Source organism: Paranoxybacillus vitaminiphilus, from assembly GCF_003259935.1.
Classification (GTDB): domain Bacteria; phylum Bacillota; class Bacilli; order Bacillales; family Anoxybacillaceae; genus Paranoxybacillus; species Paranoxybacillus vitaminiphilus.
Map to the genome: position 1 here is coordinate 12,821 of NZ_QLMH01000006.1, position 24,553 is coordinate 37,373.

The window sequence follows — 24,553 nt, forward strand, 5'->3', positions numbered from 1 at the left end:
TCAAAGCTTGATGCTATATGCAAAGGAACTGACGTATTTTCGCGCCAGTTCCTTTTGTTGTGCAGAGTCTAAATAAAAATTTGGAAGTTGTAAGCGCATTAATATTTTACATACTAATAAAAGATAATACGTTTATACATAAGGCGTTGTGTTTGACGCTTTCACATCTGTAAAGTAAAATAATCTCAGTATAAACATATTTTTTTAAGTATGTTATACGATATTATGGAGGGTTATAAATGCTTTTTCATCCGATGGATTTCCTGATTTTTATCGCCTTTGGGATTTCTCTATGGGCGCAATTTAGAGTATCAGGGAATTTTAATGAATGGTCAAAAGTTCCCGCTTCTTCCGGGCTGACTGGGGCAGAAGTGGCTCGAATGATTTTGGATCGAAACGGTCTGCATCACGTTCCAGTTGAGCTCGTGCGCGGCACACTAACGGACCATTATGATCCGATTTCAAGAACGGTTCGCTTATCAGAACCTGTTTACTATGGTCGTTCAATAGCTTCGATTTCCGTAGCTGCTCATGAGGTTGGCCATGCTGTTCAGCACAAGCAGTCATACGGAGCGTTAGTATTGCGGCATCGTATGTTTCCGATTGTCAATTTCACATCAGGCATTGCGCCATTTTTATTATTGACTGGATTTATTTTTCACCAATTCTCATTGCTTGGGCTCGGGATTATCTTTTTCTCGTTTGCTGTGGCGTTTCAATTAATTACGCTTCCGGTTGAGTTTAACGCAAGTTCCCGGGCGAAAAAGTTTATGCTGGCGGAAGGCTTAATTCATAGCGGTGAGGAACGCGGTGTGAATAAAGTGCTTGGAGCCGCAGCATTAACGTATGTAGCCGCAGCTTTAATTTCTGTGCTCGAACTGCTAAAATTCGTCTTCATTTTTATGCAGGGAAACGAAGAGGAATAATAAATTTTAAGAAGAAACATGCTCTTAGGAGGTGTAGTCCGCACGCGGCTGGCGGGTGCGGAAGCTAATTGGAGATATTTAATTTATTCATGGTAGCTTTATTAATTGCGTTAACCGGCTTTTTCGTTGCTTCGGAGTTTGCCATTGTAAAGGTGCGCAGTTCGCGAATTGATCAGCTTATTAGCGAAGGGAATAAGCGGGCGGTAGCAGCCAAAAAAGTCATTTCCAATCTTGATGAATATTTATCAGCAAACCAGCTGGGAATTACGATTACCTCATTAGGTTTAGGTTGGTTAGGGGAGCCGACTGTCGAACGTCTCCTATTTCCGTTGTTTGAAAAAATTCATCTATCAGAATCACTTTCCCATCTTCTATCTTTTGTCATCGCTTTTGCAAGCATCACATTTTTGCACGTCGTTGTTGGGGAATTGGCGCCAAAAACATTGGCGATTCAAAAAGCTGAAGCGATTACGCTGTTGACAGCTAAGCCGCTTAGCTGGTTTTATAAAATCATGTATCCGTTTATATGGACGTTAAATAATTCAGCGAGAATTGTAACTCGTTTGTTTGGATTGAAGCCGGCATCTGAGCACGAAATCGCCCATTCGGAAGAAGAATTGCGCTTAATTTTATCGGAAAGCTATAAGAGCGGTGAAATTAATCAATCTGAATATAAATATGTGAACAACATTTTCCGTTTCGATGATCGCGTTGCCAAAGAGATTATGGTTCCGCGGAAGGAAATTGTTGCCTTTGATATTAATCAAACAGTAAAAGAAAATCTTCAAATTATTAAAGAGGAAAAATATACGCGCTATCCAGTGATTGACGGCGATAAAGACCACGTGATCGGTTTGATTAATATAAAGGAAGTGTTTACCGACTTAGTAACAAATCCTTCTGAAGAAAAGTCAATAAGAGACTATATTCGTCCAATTATTCAAGTCATTGAATCGATTGCCATTCATGATTTATTAGTAAAAATGCAAAAGGAACGCATTCATATGGCTATTCTCGTTGATGAATACGGCGGAACATCAGGTTTGGTAACAGTAGAAGATATTTTAGAAGAGATTGTCGGTGAAATTCAAGATGAATTTGACATCGATGAAACGCCAATGATTCAAAAAATTGATGACGATCATACGATTATCGATGGAAAAGTGCTTATTAGCGAAGTGAATGATTTGTTCGGCTTATCTATTGATGACACCGATGTAGATACCATTGGCGGTTGGATTTTAACAGAGCATTATGATATTAAAGTAGGAGACAGTGTACAAATTGATCGTTATTCTTTCAAAGTGCTCGAAATGGATGGCCACCATGTTAAAACGTTAGAAGTAACGAGATTGCCTGTGATAGAGAATCACGAACAAAACGAGGAAAATAGCGAAATAGCTGGAATGCATTATTAAAAAGCGCAGAGTTATCTGCGCTTTTTAATTTACTATGAAAAATAAGAACATAAATCGATGGCTTTTGTAAAGGCATCATCTTGAAATGGCGCAATGCAGGAAACCGACTCGTTTGTAATGGGGTGAAGAAATTCGATTTTCGCGGCATGAAGTGCCTGTCTAGATGTAAAATGGTCGGAACCACCGTAAAGTACGTCTCCGACGAGCGGGTGGCCGATATAACTCATATGAACGCGAATTTGATGAGTGCGTCCGGTATCTAAAGTGAGTTGAACAAGAGAGAGTTGTTCATTTTGAAAAAATTCCAATACACGATAGTGAGTAACCGCTTTTTCTCCTGTTTTTGATACTCTTCGTCTTGTTGGGTGGTGGCGGTCACGGCCGATCGGAGCATCAATCGTTCCTGTTTTTTTCTTCATAATTCCATGAACAAGCGCGACATATGTTCTTTTTATTTGTCTTTGTGCAAGCATGCGATCCAGCATTGCTCCTGCTAAAGCGTGTTTTGCAAACAAAATCGCTCCAGTCGTGTCGCGGTCAAGCCGATGAATATGGCGCACTTTTGTAAAAATTCCTTGACATTGCAAGTGGAAAGCAACTGCGTTCGCTAACGTATCTGTTTGTTCAGGAGTTGCTGGATGGACATCGACTCCGGCTCGTTTGTTAATCATTAATAAGTGGTCGTCTTCAAATAAAATATCCAGCTCGCTATATGTTGGTTTTGCACTAACCGGCTCCGGCTTGTATAACCAGATTTGCAAGCGGTCGTTTGGAAGAAGAGGAGTTGTCCATTTCACTTCTTGACCATTTACTTTGATTCCTTTGTCCATGCGCAGTTGATGAATGAGTTTTTTCGGAGCTTTCCAAACGTCTTTTAAAAAAAGTTCTATTGTATGTCCGTTCCAATTGGAAATAAACTCAACCCATTCTCCTTTTCTTTTCGTTATCACAGCGGTTCACCTTCGATTTTGTATAGTAAAAATTTGAAAAGCTTATTGAAAATGCGGAAACACTTACCATCATCATAACCAAAAAAATTATGTTACACTCATAATATCGTGTTGAGAAGTGCAACGTGAAAAAGGTGGTATGAGCATTGAAAATTGTTTATGCAGCAACAAAGGAACAAGAGGAATATATTAACTGTTTAATCAACTATTTTTACAGTAATATTTTCCCACACTGCTTCGATGACAGCGAAATTACAGTGTTTGAACATTTAGGAATACTGTCGCTGCAAGAAGAACAGATTAAATATAACGGCACGATGAAAGAGGCATTTGAAATTATCTCATCGCTTCAATCGTTAATAGCGGTTATTGAATCGCTAAAATCAAATCATATTCGTGAACACCATCGTAAGCTGTTTCAGAAAAATATTCGTTTGCTTGAGAGGTATGGTATCTCATTCCCGTTTTTAATTGAACAATTCACAAACAGGCGTAAAGCAGTTTTAAGTATGTATTCTCAACCTGCCAACCAATGGCTTATATAATGAGAGGCTGACCAAAAAAGCAAAGTGTCACCCCTCACATCCATCATATATAGGATATAACACTGGGTAGGATTGTGTGTGAGGTCAGACACTTATAGGTCAGCCGCTTTGTTATTGAATCGATTGAAACCAGTCGCGAAATACAGCTTCCTCTCGATAGCCGTCAATTCGTTTGACTTCTTTCCCGTCAACGTAATGAACAATCGTTGGCGTTCCTTCAATTTTGTACTTATCCCAGCCGTCTTCAAACTCAAGAAGGTTGAACATTTTTAAATCAATTCCCATTTCTTTTGCCAAAGGAACGACAATGGGTGTTGTTTTTTGGCAATGAGAACAAGTTGGACTATAAAAATAAACGGTAACGGTTTCTTTATTTTCAAGTTTCTTCTCTAATTCATCAGGCAAAATAATATTTTGATAGTTCGGATCATCAAGCTGTTCAATTGTAGCAGGATGAAGCTTTTCTTTTTTAAATGGATTGCCTTCTGCTTTTTCTTGCTGCTGATATGACGTCATAAATGCGATCGCAGCGAATAGTGCGAAAATAATCGCTCCGAAAATAACGATTTTTTTCACTTTAGTTCCCTTCTTTCATTTTCCGAATGATCATGCTGCTTAACACAGCAATGAGTATGAAGGCGATTAACGCAAGAAACGGAATGGTGATAAAACCAAGCCAATTAATATATTGCCCTGTGCACGGAACGATTCCGCATGAAATCGCATTATCTTGGAAAAACGGTACTTTTTGGATTAAATAATGGTACGTCGAAATCAACCCGCCGATGATTGACAGCACTAAGCTGTAGCGGGCAATGTCGTATTGTTTGCGAATCGCTGCCATTCCAAGAATAATGACTTGCGGGTACATAAAAATACGCTGAAACCAGCAAAGGTCGCAAGGAATAAACTTCATGATTTCTGAGAAATAAAGGCTTCCAAGTGTAGCGATGAGAGATATTCCCCAAGCAATGACAAGTAAATTTTCCAACGTCTTCTCGTTTCTATTCATATAAAACCCCTTATTGTTAATTGATGATGCCAATTTCATTATAGTTAATCAGCAGTTGTATGTAAAATATTTAACGAAAGAGATAAACAAAGCTGACTTAAAAAGCAAAATGTTCGTTTCCACCATACAAAATAATTGAATAAATAAGCGGTGTATATCGAATATGTGTGAATTGAGACACTTATGGACCGGATTGACGAGGCTTATATTCCATACAAAAGAATTATTTTCTAACTATAACCTGCGAAAAAACGGTGAAAATAATCGGTGAAAGGAGAGGATCACATTGAACAACAATACCGTTCAAAATATTATGACGACAAATGTGGCGACTGTTTCATCCAACCAAACGATTCAAGAGGCGGCGCAATTAATGAGCCAGCATAACATTGGGGCGCTTCCGGTTGTTGAAAACGGTCAAGTGAAAGGAATCATTACAGACCGCGACATTACGCTTCGTTCTACTGCACAAGGATTGAATGCTTCGACTCCTGTTTCTCAAGTGATGTCAACGAACTTAGTAACAGGAAGACCAGATATGAGCGTTCAAGAAGCAGCGAATTTAATGTCACAAAACCAAATCCGTCGTTTGCCAATCGTTGAAAATAACCAGCTTCGCGGGATTGTGGCATTAGGTGATATCGCAACAAACAGCGCTTATGACCAACAGGCGGAACAAGCGCTCACTAATATCTCCGAACCATCCAGCCCACAATTTTAACTTTTAAGAGGCTGACCTAAAGCAAAAGTGTCAGACCCGATAACCACAATAAACCGTGCATCATGTTTAAAAAATACATGATTATGGTGGAATGTGCGTGAGGTCAGACACTCTTATAGGTCAGCCTCTTTTCAATTTTTTGAAGGAATATATGATAATTGTAACGAATAACGTTAAAGAGTTAATGTTATGAAATTGTGGAGGGATTCAATTGAGCTGGAGACAAACATATGAATTATGGAGACAACATGAAAATTTGGACGATGAAATGAAAGCGATGTTAAATGAAATTAAAGACGATCCAAAGCTTCTCGAAGATTGCTTTTATAAAAATTTAGAGTTTGGTACAGGTGGTATGCGCGGTGAGATTGGTCCGGGCACGAACCGCATGAACATATATACAGTGCGCAAAGCATCTGCAGGATTAGCGCGATACATACAATCTTTTGGAGAAGAGGCAAAAAAGCGCGGGGTTGTCATTGCTTACGATTCCCGTCATAAATCACCGCAATTTGCGATGGAAGCCGCAAAGACATTAGCGACACATGGCATTCAAACATATGTATTTGACGAGCTGCGTCCGACGCCGGAGCTTTCATTTGCCGTGCGTTATTTGAACGCTTTTTCGGGAATTGTGATTACGGCAAGCCATAATCCACCTGAATATAATGGTTATAAAGTGTACGGGGAAGATGGCGGACAACTGCCGCCAAAAGCAGCTGATGAAGTAATCGAATATGTGAATCAAGTGGAAAATGAGCTGCTTATTGAAGTGGAGGATGAAGCGTTTTTAAAGGAAAAAGGCCTTATTAAAGTCATTGGTGCTGAAATTGATAAAGCATACATAGAAAAGCTAAAGACGATTTCTTTAAATCCGGGGCTTTCGCAGGAAGTAGATGTTAAAATCGTCTTTACTCCTCTGCACGGTACAGCGAATAAACCTGTGCGCCGCGGACTTGAAGCGCTCGGGTATAAAAATGTAGTAGTCGTAAAAGAACAAGAACTTCCAGATCCGAACTTTTCCACAGTGAAGTCGCCCAACCCGGAAGAACATGCTGCTTTTGAATTGGCAATAAAGGTTGGAAAAGAAATCGATGCAGATTTATTAATTGCGACAGACCCAGATGCTGACCGTTTAGGAATAGCGGTAAAAGATGAAAATGGCGAATATGTTGTGCTTACCGGAAATCAAACAGGTGGGCTTTTGCTTCATTACATTCTTTCGCAAAAGAAAGAAAAAGGGATTTTGCCGGAAAACGGCGTTGTTTTAAAAACCATTGTAACATCGGAATTTGGGAGCGACATTGCCGCTTCTTTCGGGTTGGATACGGTTAACACGTTAACGGGATTTAAGTTTATTGGTGAAAAAATTAAAGAATATGAACAAACGGGAAAATACGTATTCCAGTTTGGTTATGAGGAAAGTTACGGATACTTAATCGGCGACTTTGCCCGCGATAAAGACGCTGTTCAAGCCGCATTATTAGCAGTGGAAGTGTGTGCATTTTATAAAAAGCAGGGAGTATCTCTTTATCAAGCGTTAATGCAGCTATTTGCGAAATACGGTTATTACCGCGAAGGATTGCGATCATTAACATTGAAGGGAAAGGAAGGAGCAGAACAAATTCAAGCGCTTCTTGCATCGTTTCGCGACAATCCTCCAATGACCATGGCAGGCAAAAAAATCGTTGTGCGGGAAGATTACAAAACAAGCGAACGCATGGATACAAATGCAGGAACAAAAAGCATTATTACACTGCCTAAATCGAATGTATTAAAATATTTCTTAGAAGACGGATCATGGTTTTGCATCAGACCTTCAGGAACAGAGCCGAAAGTAAAATTTTACTTCGGCGTGAAGGGTGACTCTTTAGAAGATAGCAAACAACGATTGCAGCAACTCTCTTCAGCAGTGATGGGACAAGTTCAAAACTTGTTAAACGGAACAGCTGATAAGGCGTAAATGCCTTATCAGCTGTTTTTTACTCAGTTGCGTGCTGCCGGATCACGATTAACCCTGGCATGGTTGACACGTATTTTGCTAATTCTGTACAAGGCTTGCCAGAAAAGTAAAATTGGATGAAAGCAGAAGATATTGCCAATGCGGTGATTTATATGGCGAGCGCACCAAAATATATGCTCATTGATGAAATTGTGCTCCATCCATCCATTCATTCAAAACTATCCAATTGCCTAATTGAACAAAAAAGAAGCGGACTCATGATGATTTCTCCCTCCAATGGTTATCATATTGAAACGGAGGGAGCTGTCTCATTTTTGAGTCTGCCTCTTTTCATTTAATAAAAATTTGCGTACTGTTCATTCGCTACATGTTGTCCATTTAGTTCTAGCGCATGATCAATATAGCGAAGCAAAGCGGTCAAGCGTTTTTGGATGACGGAATAATCGTTTTCAAAGTTATAGGCATGAAGGAAATGCTCAATTTTTTTCGACAGCAAATCATCCTTCGTGCGCACCATTAAAATAAGCAAATTATCCCATTGGGAACGATGTGTATAATATAACGCTTTATCGTAGTCAATTGTGTTCAACTGTAAAAGCCTCCTTATAATGAGGAGATACTTTTAGTGTGTGATGAGTTTGTTGTTTTTTTCGTTGTAAATGTTGTACGAATTGGCAAGCGGGGTGACACAGAGAATTGTGTTGGATTGGCTAAAATTATCAGATGGATGTGTGTATAAAGCAGAGAATAATATGAACACTAACAATATGTAAAGTATTTATTCGGATGGGTCAATGTGCAGCAAAGAAGCAACGAGCAACAAGAAATTTTGTGACGCTAATATTGTCACTCACCATTAATATTATTTTGCTTTTATTCATAATTACTCTAAGTGAGCGTATCTACATTTGGTTTTACATAAATTCCTATTTTTTTACTGAGAAGTCTCCCACCTCTAAGCGAAGTGTAGGTGGGAGAGGTTCATTGCTGCGTTCTCAATCAAATTTACCAAATATTTTCGATAAATTTCGATGAGCGGCACAGGCATTTTCAAGTTGACAAAAGTTTTGGATGGCTCTTATAATTTAACGCAGAATTTATTTTTTGGTTTTTTGGGGGTGTGAGAGTGAATGATTTTGACTGAACGCCGCAAGCAATTTCTAAAAAAATTGGTCGACTTGTACCAAAAAACAAACGTGCCTGTTCATTATGAAATATTAGCGAAAGCTCTTGGTGTCAGCAAATGGACAGCATACGACATGCTGAAAGAACTTGAAAAACTTGGCTATCTCATCCGTGATTACGCTGTGAACCCCGGAGAGACAGGACGTTCCCAAATCGTTTTTCTGCCGACCGCCAAAGCTTCGAGCTTGTTCGAACAAAAACGTTCTGAAGTGATTAGTCTAGAAGAGTGGCATAAAGCAAAAACGAAAGTACTTGAGTTTCTAAACAGTTTAAAAGGGTGCAGCCTCAGCGATGCCGTTCAAAAGGTTTTGGATGAGATTCCGAAAGTGAAGGTTCGGGTTGCCTTCTGCGCATATATCATCGGGCTTTTTCTTGTTTACCTTCGCAAACTGGGCGGGAGAACCGAGGTGTTGATTAAAAGTCTTGTGCAAAACGCACCAACTGAAATGCGGATGACAATGTTTGTGGGAACCGTCCTTGGCACCATTATTCAAACAATGAACCACGAAATTGGAGTGGAGGTAACGGAGTTGGTTGGAAGGTATCTGAAATCGATTACCGATCTTTCCAATCATGAAAAGGAAATGCTCTCCGATTTTCTCAATGAAGCTTTAACATGATCTTGGTCAATGGTTTAAACCTTGACCATTTATTTGGTCAAGTTTTTTGGTTTTTTGTGTTATTTGTGTTTTTTATAAATAGAACGAGAGAGGGCATAATATATTCTCATAAACAAAAATGAAAACTTGTACTGATTTGGAGTGTTTCCAATAAATCCTATGAAGGAAGGACAAAATAGTCATTGAAAGCAGGCTTCGCTTTAGGGGGCGGAGCGCTACGCGGATTAGCCCACATTGGTGTGTTAAAAGTTTTAAAAAAACATCAAATGGAGGTCATAGTCATGATGGATTTTATCAAAAAGGGATTGGCGTTGGGATTAGGATTGGCCGTTACAAGTAAGGAACAAGCAGAAAAAATGGTTCATGAATTGGTGAAAAAAGGGGAATTATCTTTGGAAGAATCGATAGATATCATGGATCAGTGGATTCGTCAAAAGAAAGAAAGGAAAGTGGAATTACAACGCATCGTGCGTGAAGAGTTTAAACAAATGATGGCTAAATTGGATTTAGCCACAAAGGATGATATCAAAAAATTAGAACAACGAATTCAGCAGCTAGAAAAGGGAGACGAGTAAACAGGGGATGTCCCAAATGCAAAAGGTCAGGCCCACAACACAATATATAGGACATCATATTGGATAAATGAGCTTATATATTGTGAAATATGCGTGAGGTCAGACCCTTATGGGACATCCTCTTTGTTAAAGGGGGATGGATGGATGGCTGGAAAAAGGATGCGTCATATCAGTCGTTATCGTGATATTGCAATCGCTTTAGTTCGCAATGGATTTGGAATGGTGGTTGAAGAAATTGGTTTTGCTCAGTTTCTTTCTTTCCCTCAGCGACTATTTTTTGAAACGAAAGGAAAGGAACAAAAAACTACTGGTGAACGGATTAGGATTGTTCTGCAAGAGTTAGGTCCGACTTTTGTGAAATTAGGGCAAATCGCAAGTACGCGCCCCGATTTGCTTCCCGAAGAGATCATCCGTGAACTGGAAAAATTGCAGGACCGGGTCCCTCCGTTTTCTTTTCAAAAAGTGCGTGAAATTGTTGAAGAGGAGTTAGGAGGAGAACTGGGAGAAATTTTTCGTCATTTTGAGGAGTCTCCGTTAGCTGCCGCTTCGATTGGACAAGTTCATCAGGCCATTTTACGTTCAGGTGAAAAAGTGGCGGTAAAAATTCAACGTCCCAATATTGCCGCTGTTATTGAGACCGATTTGGAAATCCTCCAGGATTTGGCTGATTTGGCTGAACGCCGTTCGGAATGGGCGGCAAAGTATCAAATTCGCGATATGGTGGATGAATTCTCCAAATCCCTTCGAGCAGAGCTGGACTATACTATTGAAGCACGTAATACGGAAAAAATCTCAAATCAGTTTAGAAATGACCCTAACATCTATGTCCCAAAAGTGTTTTGGGAGTATTCTACTAAAAAAGTATTAACGATGGAATACGTTGAAGGCGTAAAATTCAGCGAGCTAGAGAAACTGAAGCAAAACGGTTACGACCTGAAAATTCTGGCGGAACGTCTAGCGAAAGGAATTTTTCACCAAATTTTTATTGAAGGGTTTTTTCATGGAGACCCTCACCCTGGAAATGTATTGGTACTACCTGGAGAGGTGATCGCGTTTATCGATTTTGGAATGGTCGGACGGCTTACTCCTGAGATGAAATATCATTTTTCTTCATTGGTTATTGCTTTGATGCGCCAAAGTACGGACGGGGTGATTAAAGCTATTCTTCAAATGGGATTGGTGCCTGATGATGTGAATTTAGTGCAGCTGCGAGACGATATAGACGAATTAAGGGAAAAGTATTACGATGTCCCATTAAGTCAAATCAGTCTTGGGGAGGCCGTCAATGACCTGTTTCGCGTAGCATTTCGGCACTCCATCCGTATTCCTGCAGAATTAACGTTATTGGGGAAGACGTTACTGACGGTTGAAGGCGTGGTTGAAAAACTGGATCCGGATTTTAGTATCCTCAACATTGCGGAGCCATTTGGGCGTCAGCTGTTAAAGGAACGATTGCATCCTAAAAATGTAACGGAAACGGTATGGAAGCGTGTTTCCGATTATGGAGAGTTACTGTTTGATCTTCCTAAGCACATGAAAGAATTAACCTCTTTGATCAAACGGGGGAGACTTCGTCTTGAGATCGACATCCCTGAACTGGATCTTTTTTTGCAGAAACTTGATCGAATCAGCAATCGATTATCATTTAGCATCGTTTTATTGGCTTTTAGTATCATTATGGTGGGGATCATTATTGGTTCTTCTATGGGCAGACAATCAACCTTATTGTGGAAAATTCCGGCGATTGAGATTGGTTTTGGTGTAGCGACACTGATGTTTTTGTGGCTGTTATATTCGATTTTTAAATCGGGGAGATTTTAGTCATTTGAACTATGTTGAAAAAAACGCATCGAACAACCAATCTTGAACTATCGCGACAGATTTAAATTAGTGAAAATGGAAGGAACGTATTGGGACATACAGAGTTGAGGAAAAAATGGGGTTTAGTCTTTGGTAACTTATTTTCAAAGAAAAAGAGGTGTTAGAAAATAATATAACACTTTTCTTGTTCAACTAGGGACATGATAGTGGAAGAAGGGGATTGCGTTATTAACAATGAATTGAATGATATTATTAAAAGGAAAATGAGGTGATAAATGGTGTCCCTTGAACTTGAATTTTGAGTTCATTCCGTCGCTTACTATCGAACAAGAATTAATAAAAGAAAAGAACCATAAGCTTTTGATTGATATTCAAGATAAACTTGAAATATTAGTTGATAATAGATGTTTTTTTACAGAACCTTCTCTTGCTCTCCTTGGAATTAGCAAGGTGGAGTAGAAAAGAGGATTTTTACTATTTTACAATGGAACACGATGAGGGACCTATTTTAGCATTTATTAATAAGGGAGAAAATAACTGGTCTTTGTTTTCCATTTGGCATTTGGCAAGTATTTATTTATTTTTAAAAGGATTGTTTCTTTTCGTTGTCAAATAATTTGTAGTAAATATTAGAAATTTAAAGGGGATATATGGCGGAATGGACGCGAAGGATTTGTTACGTATCATAGATGATGGCGAAAACGCTGAATTGGAATGTAAAGCAGCCAAAGGCGGTCTACCGAAAGATGTTTGGGAAACGTATTCTGCTTTTGCAAATACAAATGGCGGTATTATTTTACTTGGGGTTGAGCAAAAAGGACAAGAGTTTTACCCGGCCAATGTTGATGCAAAGAAATTAATGAAAGATTTTTGGGACGGAATCAATAATCCGCAAAGAATTAGTAAGAACATCTTAATGAATCGAAATGTGAAAATTATAGAGATTGATGGTAAAGAAGTCGTAAAAATTTATGTGCCCCGAGCTTCGCGAGAGGACAAGCCGATTTATATTGGACATAATCCTTTTACAGGTACGTATCGCCGGAATTATGAAGGGGATTATAAATGTACGAAAGAAGAAGTACAAAGAATGATCGCCGATCAATCCCCAACTCCTCAAGACAGCAAAGTTCTGCCAAACTATGGTTTAAATGATTTGAACTTAGAGTCGGTAAAAAGTTATCGAAATCGTTTTTCTTCCTTAAAACCAGACCATCCTTGGAACGGGTTAGAAATGAGAGAATTTTTATATAAAATTGGAGCCTTAGGAAGGCTACGCGAAACCAATGAGGAAGGACTAACCTTAGCTGGGTTGCTCATGTTTGGGGAAGAACGCAGTATTACGGAACATTTACCGCAATATTTTTTGGAATATCGGGAAAAGCGTTCGGATGTACCGGGAGAGCGATGGACAGACCGCATTATTTCTTCCGATGGTACTTGGTCAGGGAATTTGTATGATTTTTATTTTAAAGTGATCCGCAGACTAACGGATGATTTGAATATTCCTTTTCAAATGGAAGGGTTTTTCCGTAAAGATGATACAAGAGTACATGCAGCTCTTCGTGAAGCTTTAGTCAATACATTGGCACATGCTGATTACTACGGAAAACGCGGAATTATTATTGAAAAGGAAAAGGTATTATTTAGGTTTTCAAATCCCGGTGTCCTTCGTATTCCATTGCAACAAGCACTAAAAGGTGGGGTAAGTGATCCGCGAAATCCGACTATTTTTAAAATGTTTATGTTAATAGGACTTGGTGAACGGGCTGGATCTGGGATTGAGAATATTCATTTGGCATGGAAAGAGCAACATTGGACTACCCCGGAATTAATTGAAGAATTCCAGCCGGATCGCACGATTCTTACACTGCGAACAACTTCATTATTGCCACAGGAAAGTGTTGATTTTCTAAAAGCAGTTCTTGGAAATTATTATAAATGGCTGACAAATGACGAGGTATTAATTTTAGTGACCGCACATCAAGAAAATTATGTCACTAACACGAGATTGCAAAACCTGACAGATAAAAAGAGTGATGAAATAAGCAAATTATTATCTGGACTTGTGGAAAAAGGATATTTAGAACCTAATGGACAAGGAAGAGGTACTAAATATACGTTAACGGAAATGTTTCATCAAAAATCTGTAGGGAACTCCAGATATAATCCGATAAGCTCCGGACCTAACGTCGATAACTCCGGACCTAACGTCGATAACTCCGGACCTAACGAAAATGAACCGGCAAAAAATAGTGAACAAGTGCTATTAGATATTTCTGAAGTGGCAAGGAAGAAAAAGAGATTAAATCCTTCCGAAATGGAAGAGATCATTTTAAATCTTTGTACAATTAAGCCGTTAACGCTCAAAGAATTAAGCGAATTGCTTAATCGACAAATGGATCCTCTTCGTAAAAAGTACATTTCGCGATTACTTAAGGAAGGAAAATTAGAACTGCTATATCCGGAACAAGTGAATCATCCGAAACAAGCATATATGACAACATCTCTTTTTACAAACCAGCATTAGGACACTGAGTTCCTAATGCTGATTTATTGTTATTAGACAAATTTCCCTTCTCATATAGTTTTATAAATATTATGGGGGAGGGGTACGAATGAAGCTTGATGGGATTTGGATGGAATCCATTGAATTAGATAAAATTGTCCCCATATACGTTGAAGATGTTTCAAAAAGAGCAGTGGAGAAAATGGTAAAAATATTAGAGAGAGGATACCAGTTAAGCAGCCATGTTATTGTTGAAAAGGATAAAACGGAGGATAAATATTGGTTAGTCGCGGGGTTCCCAGAATACTTAGCATATAAAAAAATCAATGAAAAGCACAAAAGATGCCCAAGAATATTTTGCGTTATTCAGCGATACTCGAATGAGACGGAACAACGAATTAAGTTGTTAAGGAGGATGTTTTATCATCAAACAACAAATTGGTTAGACAAACATATGCTGATTGATCAAATGGTTAATGATGGAGTACAGGTTGCTACGATAGCTCGAAAGCTGGGAGTTACTCAAGCTGATATTGAAAATTATTTTGTCCATCCTAATATTCCTTTTGACATAATCAAACAAGCCCGTGAAAATGAAGGAAGTTTGCTAAACATAGAAAAAATTCGTAAATTGCCAATTACTTCAATGCTTAAACACAAGTTATATCAACGGGCAGTATTACCAAAAAGGCATCCTGCTCGATTAACAACAGATAAGTTACAAAAAATAAGTTACTAAAAAGGGATTATTTTAACGATTTAGGAAGAGAAGATCAATGGGAGATGTTGCAACAAGCCCTAGATTATAAGGGAACATTAGAGAATATATGGGATTTAGATATTGAAAAAAGATTGAAAAGAGTGGCTCAGGGGAAGTTAATATTAAAATTTACGTTCAATCCGGACTCCTATAACAATGACCTAAATTCTAAAGATCTTATGCATTAAATAGAATTTTAATAAAAATGCTTGGCGCTTAAAGTCAAGCATTTTCAACACTTTGAAGTGAGGATCAGTAATGTATCCTCACTTTTTATACTTTATCGATGGACATTGCGATTGTGTTAACATTAATTAAACATGAACAGACATCAGTTACGATGTTGCTGTAATAGTTCGTTTTTAAACAACCGATCTATGAATGTTTCATCATTTCCCTGTCTTTTTCATACATTGTGATAAGAGGAAAAGGGGGGAGATGTGGATGAGACCAGAGGATCAAAAGGCACTTGAATATGCGATTGCCGAGATTACGGAAATCGCGGAAGGCTTCGGATTAGATTTTTATCCGATGCGTTATGAAATTTGTCCTGCTGATATCATTTATACATTTGGAGCATACGGCATGCCAACGCGGTTTTCCCATTGGAGCTTTGGAAAGCAGTTTTTCAAAATGAAGCTTCATTATGATTTAGGATTAAGCAAAATTTATGAGCTGGTGATTAATTCGGATCCTTGTTATGCGTTTTTGCTTGATACGAATACCCTCATTCAAAACAAATTGATTGTTGCCCACGTGTTGGCGCACAGCGACTTTTTCAAAAACAATGTCCGCTTCAGCAACACGAAGCGCGATATGGTTGAAAGCATGGCAGCAACAGCTGAACGAATTAAGCATTACGAGCATCAATACGGCAAACAGGAAGTGGAAAAGTTTTTAGATGCGGTGTTAGCGATTCAAGAACATATCGACCCTTCGCTTCTTCGTCCAAAGCTTGCTTGGACGCTGGAAGATACGGAAGTATATGAAGAGGAAGAGACACCAAAACCGACCCCATATGATGATTTATGGTCACTTGAGGAGAAAAAGAAACCTTCTCCGCCACAAAGGAAAAAGAAAAGGAAATTCCCGCCGCAGCCGGAAAAAGACGTACTTCTCTTTATTGAAGAATACAGCCGCGAGCTAGAAGACTGGCAGCGCGATATTCTCACGATGATGCGCGAGGAAATGCTTTATTTCTGGCCGCAGCTCGAGACGAAAATCATGAACGAAGGCTGGGCATCCTATTGGCATCAACGCATCTTGCGAGAGATGGATTTGACGACCGATGAAGCCATTGAATTTGCCAAGTTAAACGCCGGAGTCATCCAGCCGTCACGTACAAGCATAAATCCATATTATTTAGGACTAAAAATCTTTGAAGATATCGAAGAACGCTGGAACAATCCAACCGAGGAAATGAAAAAACTCGGTGTGAAACCAGGTTCAGGGCGCGAGAAAATGTTTGAAGTGCGTGAACTGGAATCCGATATTTCCTTCTTGCGCAATTATTTAACGAAAGACCTTGTGATGCGTGAAGATATGTATTTATTCCAAAAGCAAGGAAAGGATTACAAAATTGTCGACAAGACCTGGGAAAATATCCGCGACCAATTAGTGAATATGCGCGTCAATGGCGGTTTTCCGTACATTACAGTTAACGACGGCGATTACTTGAGAAATGGAGAACTGTATTTAAAGCATTGGTACGAGGGAATTGAGTTGGACATTAAATATTTAGAGAAAGTGCTTCCGTATTTTCATCAGCTATGGGGCAGAGCGGTGCATATGGAAACAGTGGTAGAGAACAGACCAGTAGTGTTCACATATGACGGAAAAATCGTGCATCGGAAGTTTATATAATTGGGGAGAGCTGCTGAAGGAGAATTCAGCAGCTTTTATTTTAACTTGTTCATACGAATGGATAGTGGAAAGCAACAAGATATGTAAGAGGGATTTTGTTACAAAGAGAGAATATTTTCTTAATAACACTTATTGGGGGGAAATTATGTCTTTTCCAATCCTTGAAACCGAACGCCTTCATCTAATAGAAATTAATGAACAATATAGTCAACAATATTATGAGATTATGTCATTAGATGAAGTAACTAGATACTATGGCATGGAAAGTCTTAAGAGTGTAGAAGAAGCAGTGAAAATGATTGATTCTTTTAAAAATAACTTCTTAAGCAACCGCGGCATTCGATGGGGAATCATTCTAAAAGAAAATGAAGAATTTATTGGAACAGTAGGGTTGAATAATTTGAACCTTCCTAATAAACGAGCGGAAATTGGCTATGAAATACATCCTGATTACTGGAGAAAAGGTTTTACGTCTGAAGCTGTGAAAGAAGTGTTGCGTTATTCTTTTGAAGAGTTAGGTTTGTATCGAATCGGAGCTGTAACATATCCGGAAAACATTGCTTCATCTTCTTTATTAAAGAAATTAGGTTTTAAAGAAGAAGGGCTGTTACGTGGTTATATTTATCAAAAAAATCGCTCCAATGATACTTTCATTTTTTCTTTGTTAAGAACGGAATGGAAAGGAAAAAGCTGAGCAACAAATATAAATCATGATAACAATGGGACGAATAGTGTTCTATGTTCTAAATATGATGTTTATAGGGGCTGACTCTTTGCTTAGGGTCAGCCTCGCTTTTTTGTTCGATTAACAGGATAATTAAATAGCTAAAATTTGGAAATATTATGCGAGTAGGCATATCGAAAAGGGGAAGTATTTCATGATACAAGGATTAAAAGCAGGGCAAATCATTGAAATAACAGCGGCTATTCTTAGTGTTATTGGAAGCGCTTTTATATTAAGACACAATTTCATTTCATTGTGATTATTACCATATTTTTAGCAGGGGTTTACGCAGGTTGGAAAATAAAAGGCTAAAAAATTTCTTGTTGAATGAAGATATGCGATACTTTCAAACGGTCTCGCTTTTCTTTTTTATTCAATACGAAGCTCGTTGGAAAATATGTTATAGTCAAATAAAGTTACTTTGGTGTTTTGGGGTGTGTTATGTTTGCTAAAAGAATAGCTGCTGCGATCTTATCTTCTGTTGTTTTGTCAGGAGTGTTCGGTTTAATCGAATATGTTCCTGAATCAGAAAGAGATCCGAACGTGTTATACTTTTCATTTTTGGGTACATTTGTGGTTACGTTTATTTATTCTTTGCCTGTCTTTTTCATCGTCGGTATTCCAACTTCTATGCTGATTGATTGGATAATGAGAAAATCGCGCTTTCATAAGGCGAAGTACCTTTTGGAGCTTTTACTATATACATTGCTTGGAGCGTTTTTTGGTATTTTAGTTTTGGCCGTTTTCATTGAATGGAGCATGGAGGCTCTTAATGGTGCACTATTGGGCTCAATAGGTTCGATTCTGTATTTTTATGTCCTGTTATTATTACAAAAGTTTAACATTCGAAAAAATATAGGACAGAGCGGTGCAGGCGGTCGAAAATAAATCGGTGTTGTTCATTTGCAAAAATCGGACAGTGCAGAGGAAGCGTTTGTAGGAGATGGGGAAAAGCTGCTGAAAATGACATTCAGCAGCTTATTTTATTTTGCTAGTAATAAATGAAAGCATACGGAGATTGAACTAGCAAGTCAATGATATTTATTTGAAAATTTTGAAACAGATTTCGTTTTTCAACGTATATAAGATTAAAGAGTAGATCAAGTCTATATAAAATCGAAGGAGTGAAAAACAGTTTAATGTTTAACAATATTCGTAACATCTACATGTTAATCGCAGGCGGGTTTGTCGGGATCATTGTCTTAATTGCCGGGTTTACAACATGGTATACCGTTGATGAATCAGAACAAGCCGTCATTTTAACATTCGGAAAGATCGATGAAGAAGTAAGTACGCCTGGACTGCATTTCAAGCTGCCGTGGCCAATACAATCCGTCAATAAATTGTCAAAAGAAACCTTTAGTTTGCAGTTTGGATATAAAGAAGAAGGCGGGAAAGTTGTAGAAGAATATCAAAAAGATACAAAGATGATTACGGGGGATGAAAATATCGTTCTTGCGGACATGGTTGTGCAATGGAAAATTACAGAACCAGCGAAATTTTTATACCGTTCCTATGAACCAGAAAAAATCTTGTATAACGCTACATCGGCTTCGTTAAGAAGTGTAATTGGCAGTTCGAAAATTGATGACGCATTGACATCCGGAAAAGCGCAAATTGAAGCAGAAGTAAGAGAACTGTTAACGGCTTTAATTAAGAAATACGATATTGGTATTTCTGTACTGGCTGTCAAATTGCAAGATGTGGATTTACCAAATGATGAAGTACGAAAAGCATTTACGAATGTGACCGATGCAAGGGAAACAATGAACACAAAAATTAACGAAGCAAACAAGTATCGAAATAAACGTACAAAAGAAGCAGAAGGAGAAAAAGACGCGATTATTTCTCAAGCAGAGGGAGATAAAGTCGCGCGCATTGAGAAAGCTCATGGAGATGTCGCGAAGTTCAATGCATTATATGCGGAGTATAAAAACTCTAAAGAGATTACGAAACACCGTTTAATGATGGAAACATTAGAACAAGTATTACCATATACGCAAATTTATATTATGAATGATGATGGAAGTACATTGAAATATTTACCGATCCATCCTGTACCGAAAACTTCTTCGGTGAAAGGAAGTGGAGAACAGTGACCGACGCAACGAATGTAGTATCATTTGACGGCAACAAACCGAAACGGCCAAAACTATTTCGCTTTATCATTATGTTAGGCCTCGGGATTATTATCTTAGTGTTGATTTTAAGTAATGTCTATATCGTAAAAGAACATGAATACAAAGTTGTTCGTCAGTTTGGAGAAATTGTTCGAATTGATCAAGAGCCAGGATTGTACTTTAAAACTCCGTTTATCCAATCGGTTACAACATTGCCAAAAGCGCAAATGTTTTACGATGTAGCCGAAGCGGAAATTAATACGAAAGATAAAAAACGAATACTTTTAAACCACTATGCGGTATGGGAAATAAAAAATCCGAAAGAAATGATTCAAAACGCTCGTACATTAGAAAATGCTGAGTCAAAGATGGATGAGTTTATTTTCTCCATTGTTCGTGCCGAGCTTGGAAGATTGAACTATGACGAAATTATTAACGACGAAAAATCATCAAGAGGCAGCTTAAACGATCAAATCACAGAAAAAGTGAACGAACTTTTAGAACAAGATCGCTATGGCATTAACGTCGTCGATGTTCGAATTAAACGAATCGATCTTCCAACTGAAAATGAGCAGTCCGTATATAAGCGCATGATTTCGGAACGCGAATCAAAAGCGCAAGAATATTTATCGATGGGGGATGCGCAAAAGCAGCGAATTATCGCTCAAACCGATCGAGAAGTAAAAGAGATGCTAGCGAGAGCACAAGCGGATGCCGAACGAATTCGCGCATCAGGAGAACAGGAAGCGGCCCGCATCTACAACGAGACCTTTTCAAAGGACCCTGAGTTTTATGATTTTTATCGCACATTAGAATCATACAAAAAGGTCATTGGTGAAGATACGGTTGTTATTCTTCCTGCAGATTCTCCGTATGCGAAATGGCTTATCGGAGATACAGAGTAAGAGGCTGACATATTCGTCAGTCTCCTTTTATTGTTGGGCATTATGCTGGCACTAACGCATCTTGTGCGAGATGGGCTGAATGAGCAATGAAACGATTGAATTTGAATGTGATAGGATAAAAGATGAAAGTTCATCTTTAACTAGCGGAAGCATTACTTCAATAAGCAGGAGTAATGCTATTTTTGTTGAAGTAAGGGAAGTAATTTTCGGTGAATTTGTTTAGGAAAGGGGAAATTTTTTACCATGAGCAACATTTCAAAAACACCTAACCCGCCATATTATGCCGTTATTTTTACTTCGGAAAGAACAGAAGGAGACAATGGTTATCGTGAAATGGCGGAAGAAATGGCTCAATTAGCTTCTCAACAACCCGGATTTTTAGGGGTAGAAAGCGTTAGAGGTCAAGATGGGTTCGGAATAACGGTTTCTTATTGGGAATCGCTTGAGGCGATAAAGAATTGGAAAGAAAACTTGCGACATAAAGTCGCACAGGATAGAGGGAAAAGAGAATGGTACAAAAGGTTTGCGACAAGAATTTGCAAAGTGATAGTGAAAGTTAAGAACCGTTAATATTTATAAGGCAGTTGAAAACGATACTTCAAAAATGTATAAGAATTAGTTTAAATATCGTGCTAAAAATAAATTGAGTGTAAGATAGTTCAACAATGCCGTCATTTTATCAACTAAATAATGGGATCATCATGCTACAATGAGTATAAAAGCTTTTGGGAGGGATGGGGGAATGGAAAACTCTTCATTGAAAGAACATCTTTATTCACTGGAAGAACGGTTACTGCAACCTGATGTTCGTAAATCTGTAGAGGAACTTGAGATTCTACTTGCCGATGATTTTATAGAATTCGGAAGCTCTGGTCGTGTTTTCAATAAACAGCAAGTTATCGAGAGACTTCCAAATGAATCTACCATTCAAATGACGTTAATGGATTTTGAAGTGAAATTATTAGCACCAGATGTGGCGTTGACGACTTACCGTGTACTCAAACACAAAGATATGAAATATTCATTGCGCAGTTCGATTTGGAAGCTAAAAGAAGGAAAGTGGCAAATGGTCTTTCATCAAGGAACACCAACTGTTGCGCCTTAATAGTGCTGCCGCCTAGTTGGATAAAACAGATGACAACAGTGGACAATTACTGCATAAAAGGTGTAGGTGCATCGTATGATTCGCAGCTTTTATCTGATTAAACCGAGGTTAACGAAATCCGACATTTTTTATAAAGTTTATGTTACGAGTACGTCTTTTTATTTTATTAAAATCGGCGGTCAATTTCACAACCGTTATGCATACGAAAGGAAAATTCTGGTACTATTTGAAATTTTATTTTGGTATTGGTTTAAGAAAACAGAAAAGAAGCAAGCGGCTTTAGAAGCTGAATACGACAAAAAAGTAAATAATAACCAAATGGATGCTCTGTTGCAGAAAAAACATAACTTTTCTATCAACAGTACGGAAATCAAGGACATAGCCATAAATAAAGAAGCAACTTTTCATACGGGCTATGAGGATAATGGAACCATTTTATTTACTTTAACCAATGGGACGACGCATAAATTTATCATTCCTGAAACTGTCTCCCGTCCATCGATTAAGAAAAGCATTAAAGAAGCTCAACCGGAACTGCCTATCCAATATGATGAGGAAAATGAAGAAGAGGAACATAATGAATACACTCCCCAGCCGAAGGAAAGCACCTTGTCAGAACGAATTCGAAAATTAATATTTGGAGATTCTCTGCTTTCAGATTTACTTGATATTAATGCCAAACTAAGTCTATTCGGTAAAATACTCAATATTTTTTGGTTCGTACTTTTAATAATATCACTGTTAACCTCTTACTCTTCGCTATATTTGGCTAGAAGCTTGCCGATTGTAATCCTTGCATTCATTAGTATTATCATTTTGTTTCGCAAAGAGTTTGGATTGCAGCGTTACTTTCGGCTTACGATAACAGCCATTATGATGATGCTTTCTTATGAATGGATTGATTTACCTTCCTATCTAAAGCATGAATATAAAGTGGCGGAAGGGATCCCGAGTAAATTCGAATTTCACTCACCTAGGAGAGGCCCGGACTATTGGGAAGTCGAGGTCGAAGATGTGAATTTCTATATAGAAGAAGATCTCAAAGAGGAATTTTCAGATCGATGGTTTGTCATTCATTATCTGCCATACTCAAAGTTTATTCTTGATTATGAAATATTAACTCGCGAAGAAACGCGAAAAAAGTTACAAATGCTTAATGACTAAAGGACTTCTGTTTTATTTCACTCCCCTGGAAGAACGGAATTGCTTCCATAATCTGTGATGACGCGAAATGTGGCATAAGTGGCTAACGATTTACGATAGTTCAATAAGAATAAATATTTAGAAAAAGTGCTTCTTATCTATCAGTTGTCGGAACGCTCAGTGCATATGGAAACGATCGTGGAAAATAAGTTGTTGTTATCTACGTATGTTGGGAAAATGGTGTAACGGAAGTTTATGGAGAAAGCTGCTGAAAGAGAATTCAGCAGCTTTTATTTTTTATCTCGTCACTTTCTCTACAGTTGTTCCTATCAATGGCGCAAAGGGGGAGAGATGTGTCATCAAAGAGAGATAGCGTTTTCATCAGCAATACGGTAATTATTTTTTCCGCTTCTTTTTGCCTGGTACATTGCGATATCTGCCTTTTTAACTAGCATTTTTATTTCATTGCCATCAAGGGGATAAGAAGATATGCCGATACTTGTAGTGACAGATACGGAGTTGTTTCCAATAACAATAGGGGCTTGCAGTGTTTCAATCACTCTTTCGGCAATCTTGACGGCTTGTTCGTGGGAGATTCCTGGCAGCAAAATGATAAACTCATCTCCGGCGATGCGGGCTACTATATCATTGGCACGAACACATTTCTTCAGCCGTTGGGAAACCGTTTTAAGCAATAAATCCCCGGCTTCGTGTCCTAAAGTATCATTGACTTCTTTAAATCCATCTAAATCAAGAAACATAATGGAAAAGACAGTGTTCGCTTCTTTAGAATAATGTAAAATTTCGTCCGCATACTTGTTAAAAAGCCGTCTATTCGGCAAATGGGTTAACGGATCGTAAAATGCCAAATCATAAAGCTCTTTCCGCTTTTCATTTAATTCGGCGAGGGCAAGTTCAAGAGCTGTTTGTTTCTGCCGAAGTTTTTCTGCCAATAATCCAATCCCAAAGCCTAAAACAACGTTCGTAAAAGCGATTTGCCACGTTAAAGGAACGGTCCAAAACGAAAAATCGTCCCCAATATTATCGATCAGCTGGCTCAAAAAAAGAACTGTAATCGATAATAACACAGAAACACTTCCGCCCTTTTTGCCGAAAAAATAGGCAAAGATAAGAGTAGGAAGCAGACTAATAAACCAAATCGTCTCGGTGTAAATTTCCGTTATCAAATCATTAGGCGTATTAACTTCAACAAAAAAAGGAATAAAATAACTAAGGAAAATGACAACCCATAATTTTTTAGGGATATGATATAAATGATGAAAAAATTTATTTTTCGGCATCTTTCCCTCCGCTTTATAAATTCTTTAATAAATAAATATAGAGAATAATTGACGTTTTTCATGTAGGTATTTTGGATTATTTGTCATGCGTGGATGATAAGACAAATGATAAACCGTTGATTAGAATTATATCAGAAAAGAAACATATCTACTAATCAAATCGTTATACATACTTTGATTTTCTTTATAAGATATTGTTAACATCAGTAATCTGTCTGAATTAGAGAATAACATCTATTTTGATAAAGATAAGTACTTAGTCATATACTTTATTAGGAAGATAATAACCGATATCAATGATTTGCTGAGTATAAAAATGGTCACTCTAAAATATTCTAAAAAGAGACGAGAAGGCTCCCGGGATGTATCTAAATGAAAGTAGGAGAT

General features: G+C 38.1%; 24 protein-coding genes and 3 pseudogenes. 22 read left to right on the forward strand and 5 right to left on the reverse strand.

All coding sequences use genetic code 11. The features are described from left to right. Window positions 1-239: 239 nt before the first annotated feature. Both B0I26_RS08700 and B0I26_RS08705 read left to right on the forward strand, forming a co-directional pair. Window positions 240-926, forward strand: coding sequence for a zinc metallopeptidase (locus tag B0I26_RS08700; protein WP_111645063.1), 687 nt, complete (start codon window positions 240-242; stop codon window positions 924-926). Window positions 927-1,015: 89 nt separating this feature from the next. After that, window positions 1,016-2,344 (forward strand): hemolysin family protein, encoded by a 1,329-nt coding sequence (locus B0I26_RS08705; protein ID WP_409991419.1) that lies wholly within the window; start codon window positions 1,016-1,018, stop codon window positions 2,342-2,344. A 32-nt stretch (window positions 2,345-2,376) separates the two neighbouring features. Here B0I26_RS08705 and B0I26_RS08710 read toward each other — a convergent pair whose 3' ends face one another. Beyond that, window positions 2,377-3,291 (reverse strand): RluA family pseudouridine synthase, encoded by a 915-nt coding sequence (locus B0I26_RS08710; RefSeq protein ID WP_111645227.1) that lies wholly within the window; start codon window positions 3,289-3,291, stop codon window positions 2,377-2,379. A gap of 149 nt (window positions 3,292-3,440) precedes the next feature. On the opposite strand from B0I26_RS08710, the gene B0I26_RS08715 reads away from it, so the two are divergent. Next, window positions 3,441-3,839 (forward strand): YhcU family protein, encoded by a 399-nt coding sequence (locus tag B0I26_RS08715; RefSeq protein ID WP_111645065.1) that lies wholly within the window; start codon window positions 3,441-3,443, stop codon window positions 3,837-3,839. Between the two features lie 111 nt (window positions 3,840-3,950). Here the strand turns inward: B0I26_RS08715 and B0I26_RS08720 are convergent, their stop codons facing one another. Together B0I26_RS08720 and B0I26_RS08725 are read right to left on the reverse strand one after the other, a co-directional pair. Next, the gene (locus tag B0I26_RS08720; RefSeq protein WP_111645066.1) at window positions 3,951-4,415 is read right to left on the reverse strand and encodes a thioredoxin family protein; all 465 of its coding nucleotides are present in this window, start codon (window positions 4,413-4,415) and stop codon (window positions 3,951-3,953) included. Window position 4,416: 1 nt separating this feature from the next. Then, the gene (locus B0I26_RS08725) at window positions 4,417-4,851 is read right to left on the reverse strand and encodes a disulfide formation protein C (protein WP_111645067.1); all 435 of its coding nucleotides are present in this window, start codon (window positions 4,849-4,851) and stop codon (window positions 4,417-4,419) included. 313 nt (window positions 4,852-5,164) lie between these two features. On the opposite strand from B0I26_RS08725, the gene B0I26_RS08730 reads away from it, so the two are divergent. From B0I26_RS08730 to B0I26_RS18920, 3 genes and pseudogenes are all read left to right on the forward strand, one after another. Continuing rightward, complete coding sequence (locus B0I26_RS08730) at window positions 5,165-5,572, forward strand: CBS domain-containing protein (protein ID WP_409991420.1); 408 nt, start codon at window positions 5,165-5,167, stop codon at window positions 5,570-5,572. A 211-nt stretch (window positions 5,573-5,783) separates the two neighbouring features. Then, the gene (locus B0I26_RS08735) at window positions 5,784-7,535 is read left to right on the forward strand and encodes a phospho-sugar mutase (RefSeq protein WP_111645069.1); all 1,752 of its coding nucleotides are present in this window, start codon (window positions 5,784-5,786) and stop codon (window positions 7,533-7,535) included. Window positions 7,536-7,579: 44 nt separating this feature from the next. Next, window positions 7,580-7,750 (forward strand): annotated as a pseudogene (locus tag B0I26_RS18920) (SDR family oxidoreductase); the annotation flags it as partial. Between the two features lie 119 nt (window positions 7,751-7,869). Here the strand turns inward: B0I26_RS18920 and B0I26_RS08745 are convergent. After that, window positions 7,870-8,124, reverse strand: a complete 255-nt coding sequence (locus tag B0I26_RS08745; protein WP_111645070.1) for a YhdB family protein — start codon at window positions 8,122-8,124, stop codon at window positions 7,870-7,872. A 541-nt stretch (window positions 8,125-8,665) separates the two neighbouring features. On the opposite strand from B0I26_RS08745, the gene B0I26_RS08750 reads away from it, so the two are divergent. The 16 genes and pseudogenes from B0I26_RS08750 to B0I26_RS18975 all read left to right on the forward strand — a co-directional run. Next, complete coding sequence (locus B0I26_RS08750; protein ID WP_111645071.1) at window positions 8,666-9,340, forward strand: LexA family protein; 675 nt, start codon at window positions 8,666-8,668, stop codon at window positions 9,338-9,340. Between the two features lie 284 nt (window positions 9,341-9,624). After that, complete coding sequence (locus B0I26_RS08755; protein WP_111645228.1) at window positions 9,625-9,915, forward strand: phasin-related domain-containing protein; 291 nt, start codon at window positions 9,625-9,627, stop codon at window positions 9,913-9,915. A gap of 144 nt (window positions 9,916-10,059) precedes the next feature. Further along, window positions 10,060-11,736 carry a 2-polyprenylphenol 6-hydroxylase gene (ubiB, locus tag B0I26_RS08760; protein ID WP_111645072.1) on the forward strand — a complete coding sequence of 559 codons (1,677 nt, stop codon included), beginning with the start codon at window positions 10,060-10,062 and terminating at the stop codon, window positions 11,734-11,736. A 291-nt stretch (window positions 11,737-12,027) separates the two neighbouring features. After that, a pseudogene (locus B0I26_RS19090) lies at window positions 12,028-12,352 on the forward strand (DUF7878 domain-containing protein). A gap of 42 nt (window positions 12,353-12,394) precedes the next feature. Continuing rightward, window positions 12,395-14,266: an RNA-binding domain-containing protein gene (locus B0I26_RS08765; RefSeq protein WP_111645073.1), complete on the forward strand. Its 1,872-nt coding sequence runs from the start codon at window positions 12,395-12,397 to the stop codon at window positions 14,264-14,266. Window positions 14,267-14,354: 88 nt separating this feature from the next. Next, window positions 14,355-14,984 (forward strand): hypothetical protein, encoded by a 630-nt coding sequence (locus tag B0I26_RS08770; protein ID WP_245934746.1) that lies wholly within the window; start codon window positions 14,355-14,357, stop codon window positions 14,982-14,984. 465 nt (window positions 14,985-15,449) lie between these two features. Then, on the forward strand, window positions 15,450-16,868 hold the full coding sequence (locus tag B0I26_RS08775) for a SpoVR family protein (protein ID WP_111645074.1): 1,419 nt from the start codon (window positions 15,450-15,452) through the stop codon (window positions 16,866-16,868). 145 nt (window positions 16,869-17,013) lie between these two features. Beyond that, window positions 17,014-17,562 (forward strand): GNAT family N-acetyltransferase, encoded by a 549-nt coding sequence (locus B0I26_RS08780; RefSeq protein WP_111645075.1) that lies wholly within the window; start codon window positions 17,014-17,016, stop codon window positions 17,560-17,562. Window positions 17,563-18,033: 471 nt separating this feature from the next. After that, a complete protein-coding gene (locus B0I26_RS08785) occupies window positions 18,034-18,480 on the forward strand; it encodes a hypothetical protein (protein WP_111645076.1) in 447 nt (148 codons plus the stop codon). A gap of 278 nt (window positions 18,481-18,758) precedes the next feature. Then, a complete protein-coding gene (hflK, locus tag B0I26_RS08790; RefSeq protein ID WP_409991421.1) occupies window positions 18,759-19,691 on the forward strand; it encodes an FtsH protease activity modulator HflK in 933 nt (310 codons plus the stop codon). Further along, a complete protein-coding gene (gene hflC, locus B0I26_RS08795) occupies window positions 19,688-20,617 on the forward strand; it encodes a protease modulator HflC (protein WP_245934747.1) in 930 nt (309 codons plus the stop codon). The genes hflK and hflC overlap by 4 nt, the downstream gene beginning before the upstream one ends. 79 nt (window positions 20,618-20,696) lie before the next feature. Next, window positions 20,697-20,840, forward strand: coding sequence for a hypothetical protein (locus B0I26_RS18260; RefSeq protein ID WP_181502815.1), 144 nt, complete (start codon window positions 20,697-20,699; stop codon window positions 20,838-20,840). A gap of 20 nt (window positions 20,841-20,860) precedes the next feature. Continuing rightward, complete coding sequence (locus B0I26_RS08800) at window positions 20,861-21,187, forward strand: antibiotic biosynthesis monooxygenase family protein (RefSeq protein WP_111645078.1); 327 nt, start codon at window positions 20,861-20,863, stop codon at window positions 21,185-21,187. Between the two features lie 172 nt (window positions 21,188-21,359). Further along, complete coding sequence (locus B0I26_RS08805) at window positions 21,360-21,722, forward strand: nuclear transport factor 2 family protein (RefSeq protein ID WP_044748885.1); 363 nt, start codon at window positions 21,360-21,362, stop codon at window positions 21,720-21,722. 75 nt (window positions 21,723-21,797) lie between these two features. Further along, window positions 21,798-22,886, forward strand: a complete 1,089-nt coding sequence (locus tag B0I26_RS08810) for a hypothetical protein (RefSeq protein WP_111645079.1) — start codon at window positions 21,798-21,800, stop codon at window positions 22,884-22,886. A gap of 111 nt (window positions 22,887-22,997) precedes the next feature. After that, window positions 22,998-23,111, forward strand: a pseudogene (locus B0I26_RS18975) (SpoVR family protein); the annotation flags it as partial. 113 nt (window positions 23,112-23,224) lie between these two features. Here B0I26_RS18975 and B0I26_RS08815 read toward each other — a convergent pair. Next, complete coding sequence (locus tag B0I26_RS08815; RefSeq protein ID WP_111645080.1) at window positions 23,225-24,166, reverse strand: GGDEF domain-containing protein; 942 nt, start codon at window positions 24,164-24,166, stop codon at window positions 23,225-23,227. Window positions 24,167-24,553 lie beyond the last annotated feature (387 nt).

Coding starts and splice junctions, on each gene's coding strand:
- B0I26_RS08700 (WP_111645063.1), top strand. CDS start 240: ATGCTTTTTCATCCGATGGATTTCCTGATTTTTATCGCCTTTGGGATT.
- B0I26_RS08705 (WP_409991419.1), top strand. CDS start 1,016: ATGGTAGCTTTATTAATTGCGTTAACCGGCTTTTTCGTTGCTTCGGAG.
- B0I26_RS08725 (WP_111645067.1), bottom strand. CDS start 4,851: ATGAATAGAAACGAGAAGACGTTGGAAAATTTACTTGTCATTGCTTGG.
- B0I26_RS08730 (WP_409991420.1), top strand. CDS start 5,165: ATGACGACAAATGTGGCGACTGTTTCATCCAACCAAACGATTCAAGAG.
- B0I26_RS08750 (WP_111645071.1), top strand. CDS start 8,666: ATGATTTTGACTGAACGCCGCAAGCAATTTCTAAAAAAATTGGTCGAC.
- B0I26_RS08755 (WP_111645228.1), top strand. CDS start 9,625: ATGGATTTTATCAAAAAGGGATTGGCGTTGGGATTAGGATTGGCCGTT.
- ubiB (WP_111645072.1), top strand. CDS start 10,060: ATGGCTGGAAAAAGGATGCGTCATATCAGTCGTTATCGTGATATTGCA.
- B0I26_RS08765 (WP_111645073.1), top strand. CDS start 12,395: ATGGACGCGAAGGATTTGTTACGTATCATAGATGATGGCGAAAACGCT.
- B0I26_RS08770 (WP_245934746.1), top strand. CDS start 14,355: ATGAAGCTTGATGGGATTTGGATGGAATCCATTGAATTAGATAAAATT.
- B0I26_RS08775 (WP_111645074.1), top strand. CDS start 15,450: ATGAGACCAGAGGATCAAAAGGCACTTGAATATGCGATTGCCGAGATT.
- B0I26_RS08780 (WP_111645075.1), top strand. CDS start 17,014: ATGTCTTTTCCAATCCTTGAAACCGAACGCCTTCATCTAATAGAAATT.
- B0I26_RS08785 (WP_111645076.1), top strand. CDS start 18,034: ATGTTTGCTAAAAGAATAGCTGCTGCGATCTTATCTTCTGTTGTTTTG.
- hflK (WP_409991421.1), top strand. CDS start 18,759: ATGTTAATCGCAGGCGGGTTTGTCGGGATCATTGTCTTAATTGCCGGG.
- B0I26_RS18260 (WP_181502815.1), top strand. CDS start 20,697: ATGAGCAATGAAACGATTGAATTTGAATGTGATAGGATAAAAGATGAA.
- B0I26_RS08800 (WP_111645078.1), top strand. CDS start 20,861: ATGAGCAACATTTCAAAAACACCTAACCCGCCATATTATGCCGTTATT.
- B0I26_RS08805 (WP_044748885.1), top strand. CDS start 21,360: ATGGAAAACTCTTCATTGAAAGAACATCTTTATTCACTGGAAGAACGG.
- B0I26_RS08810 (WP_111645079.1), top strand. CDS start 21,798: ATGATTCGCAGCTTTTATCTGATTAAACCGAGGTTAACGAAATCCGAC.
- B0I26_RS08815 (WP_111645080.1), bottom strand. CDS start 24,166: ATGCCGAAAAATAAATTTTTTCATCATTTATATCATATCCCTAAAAAA.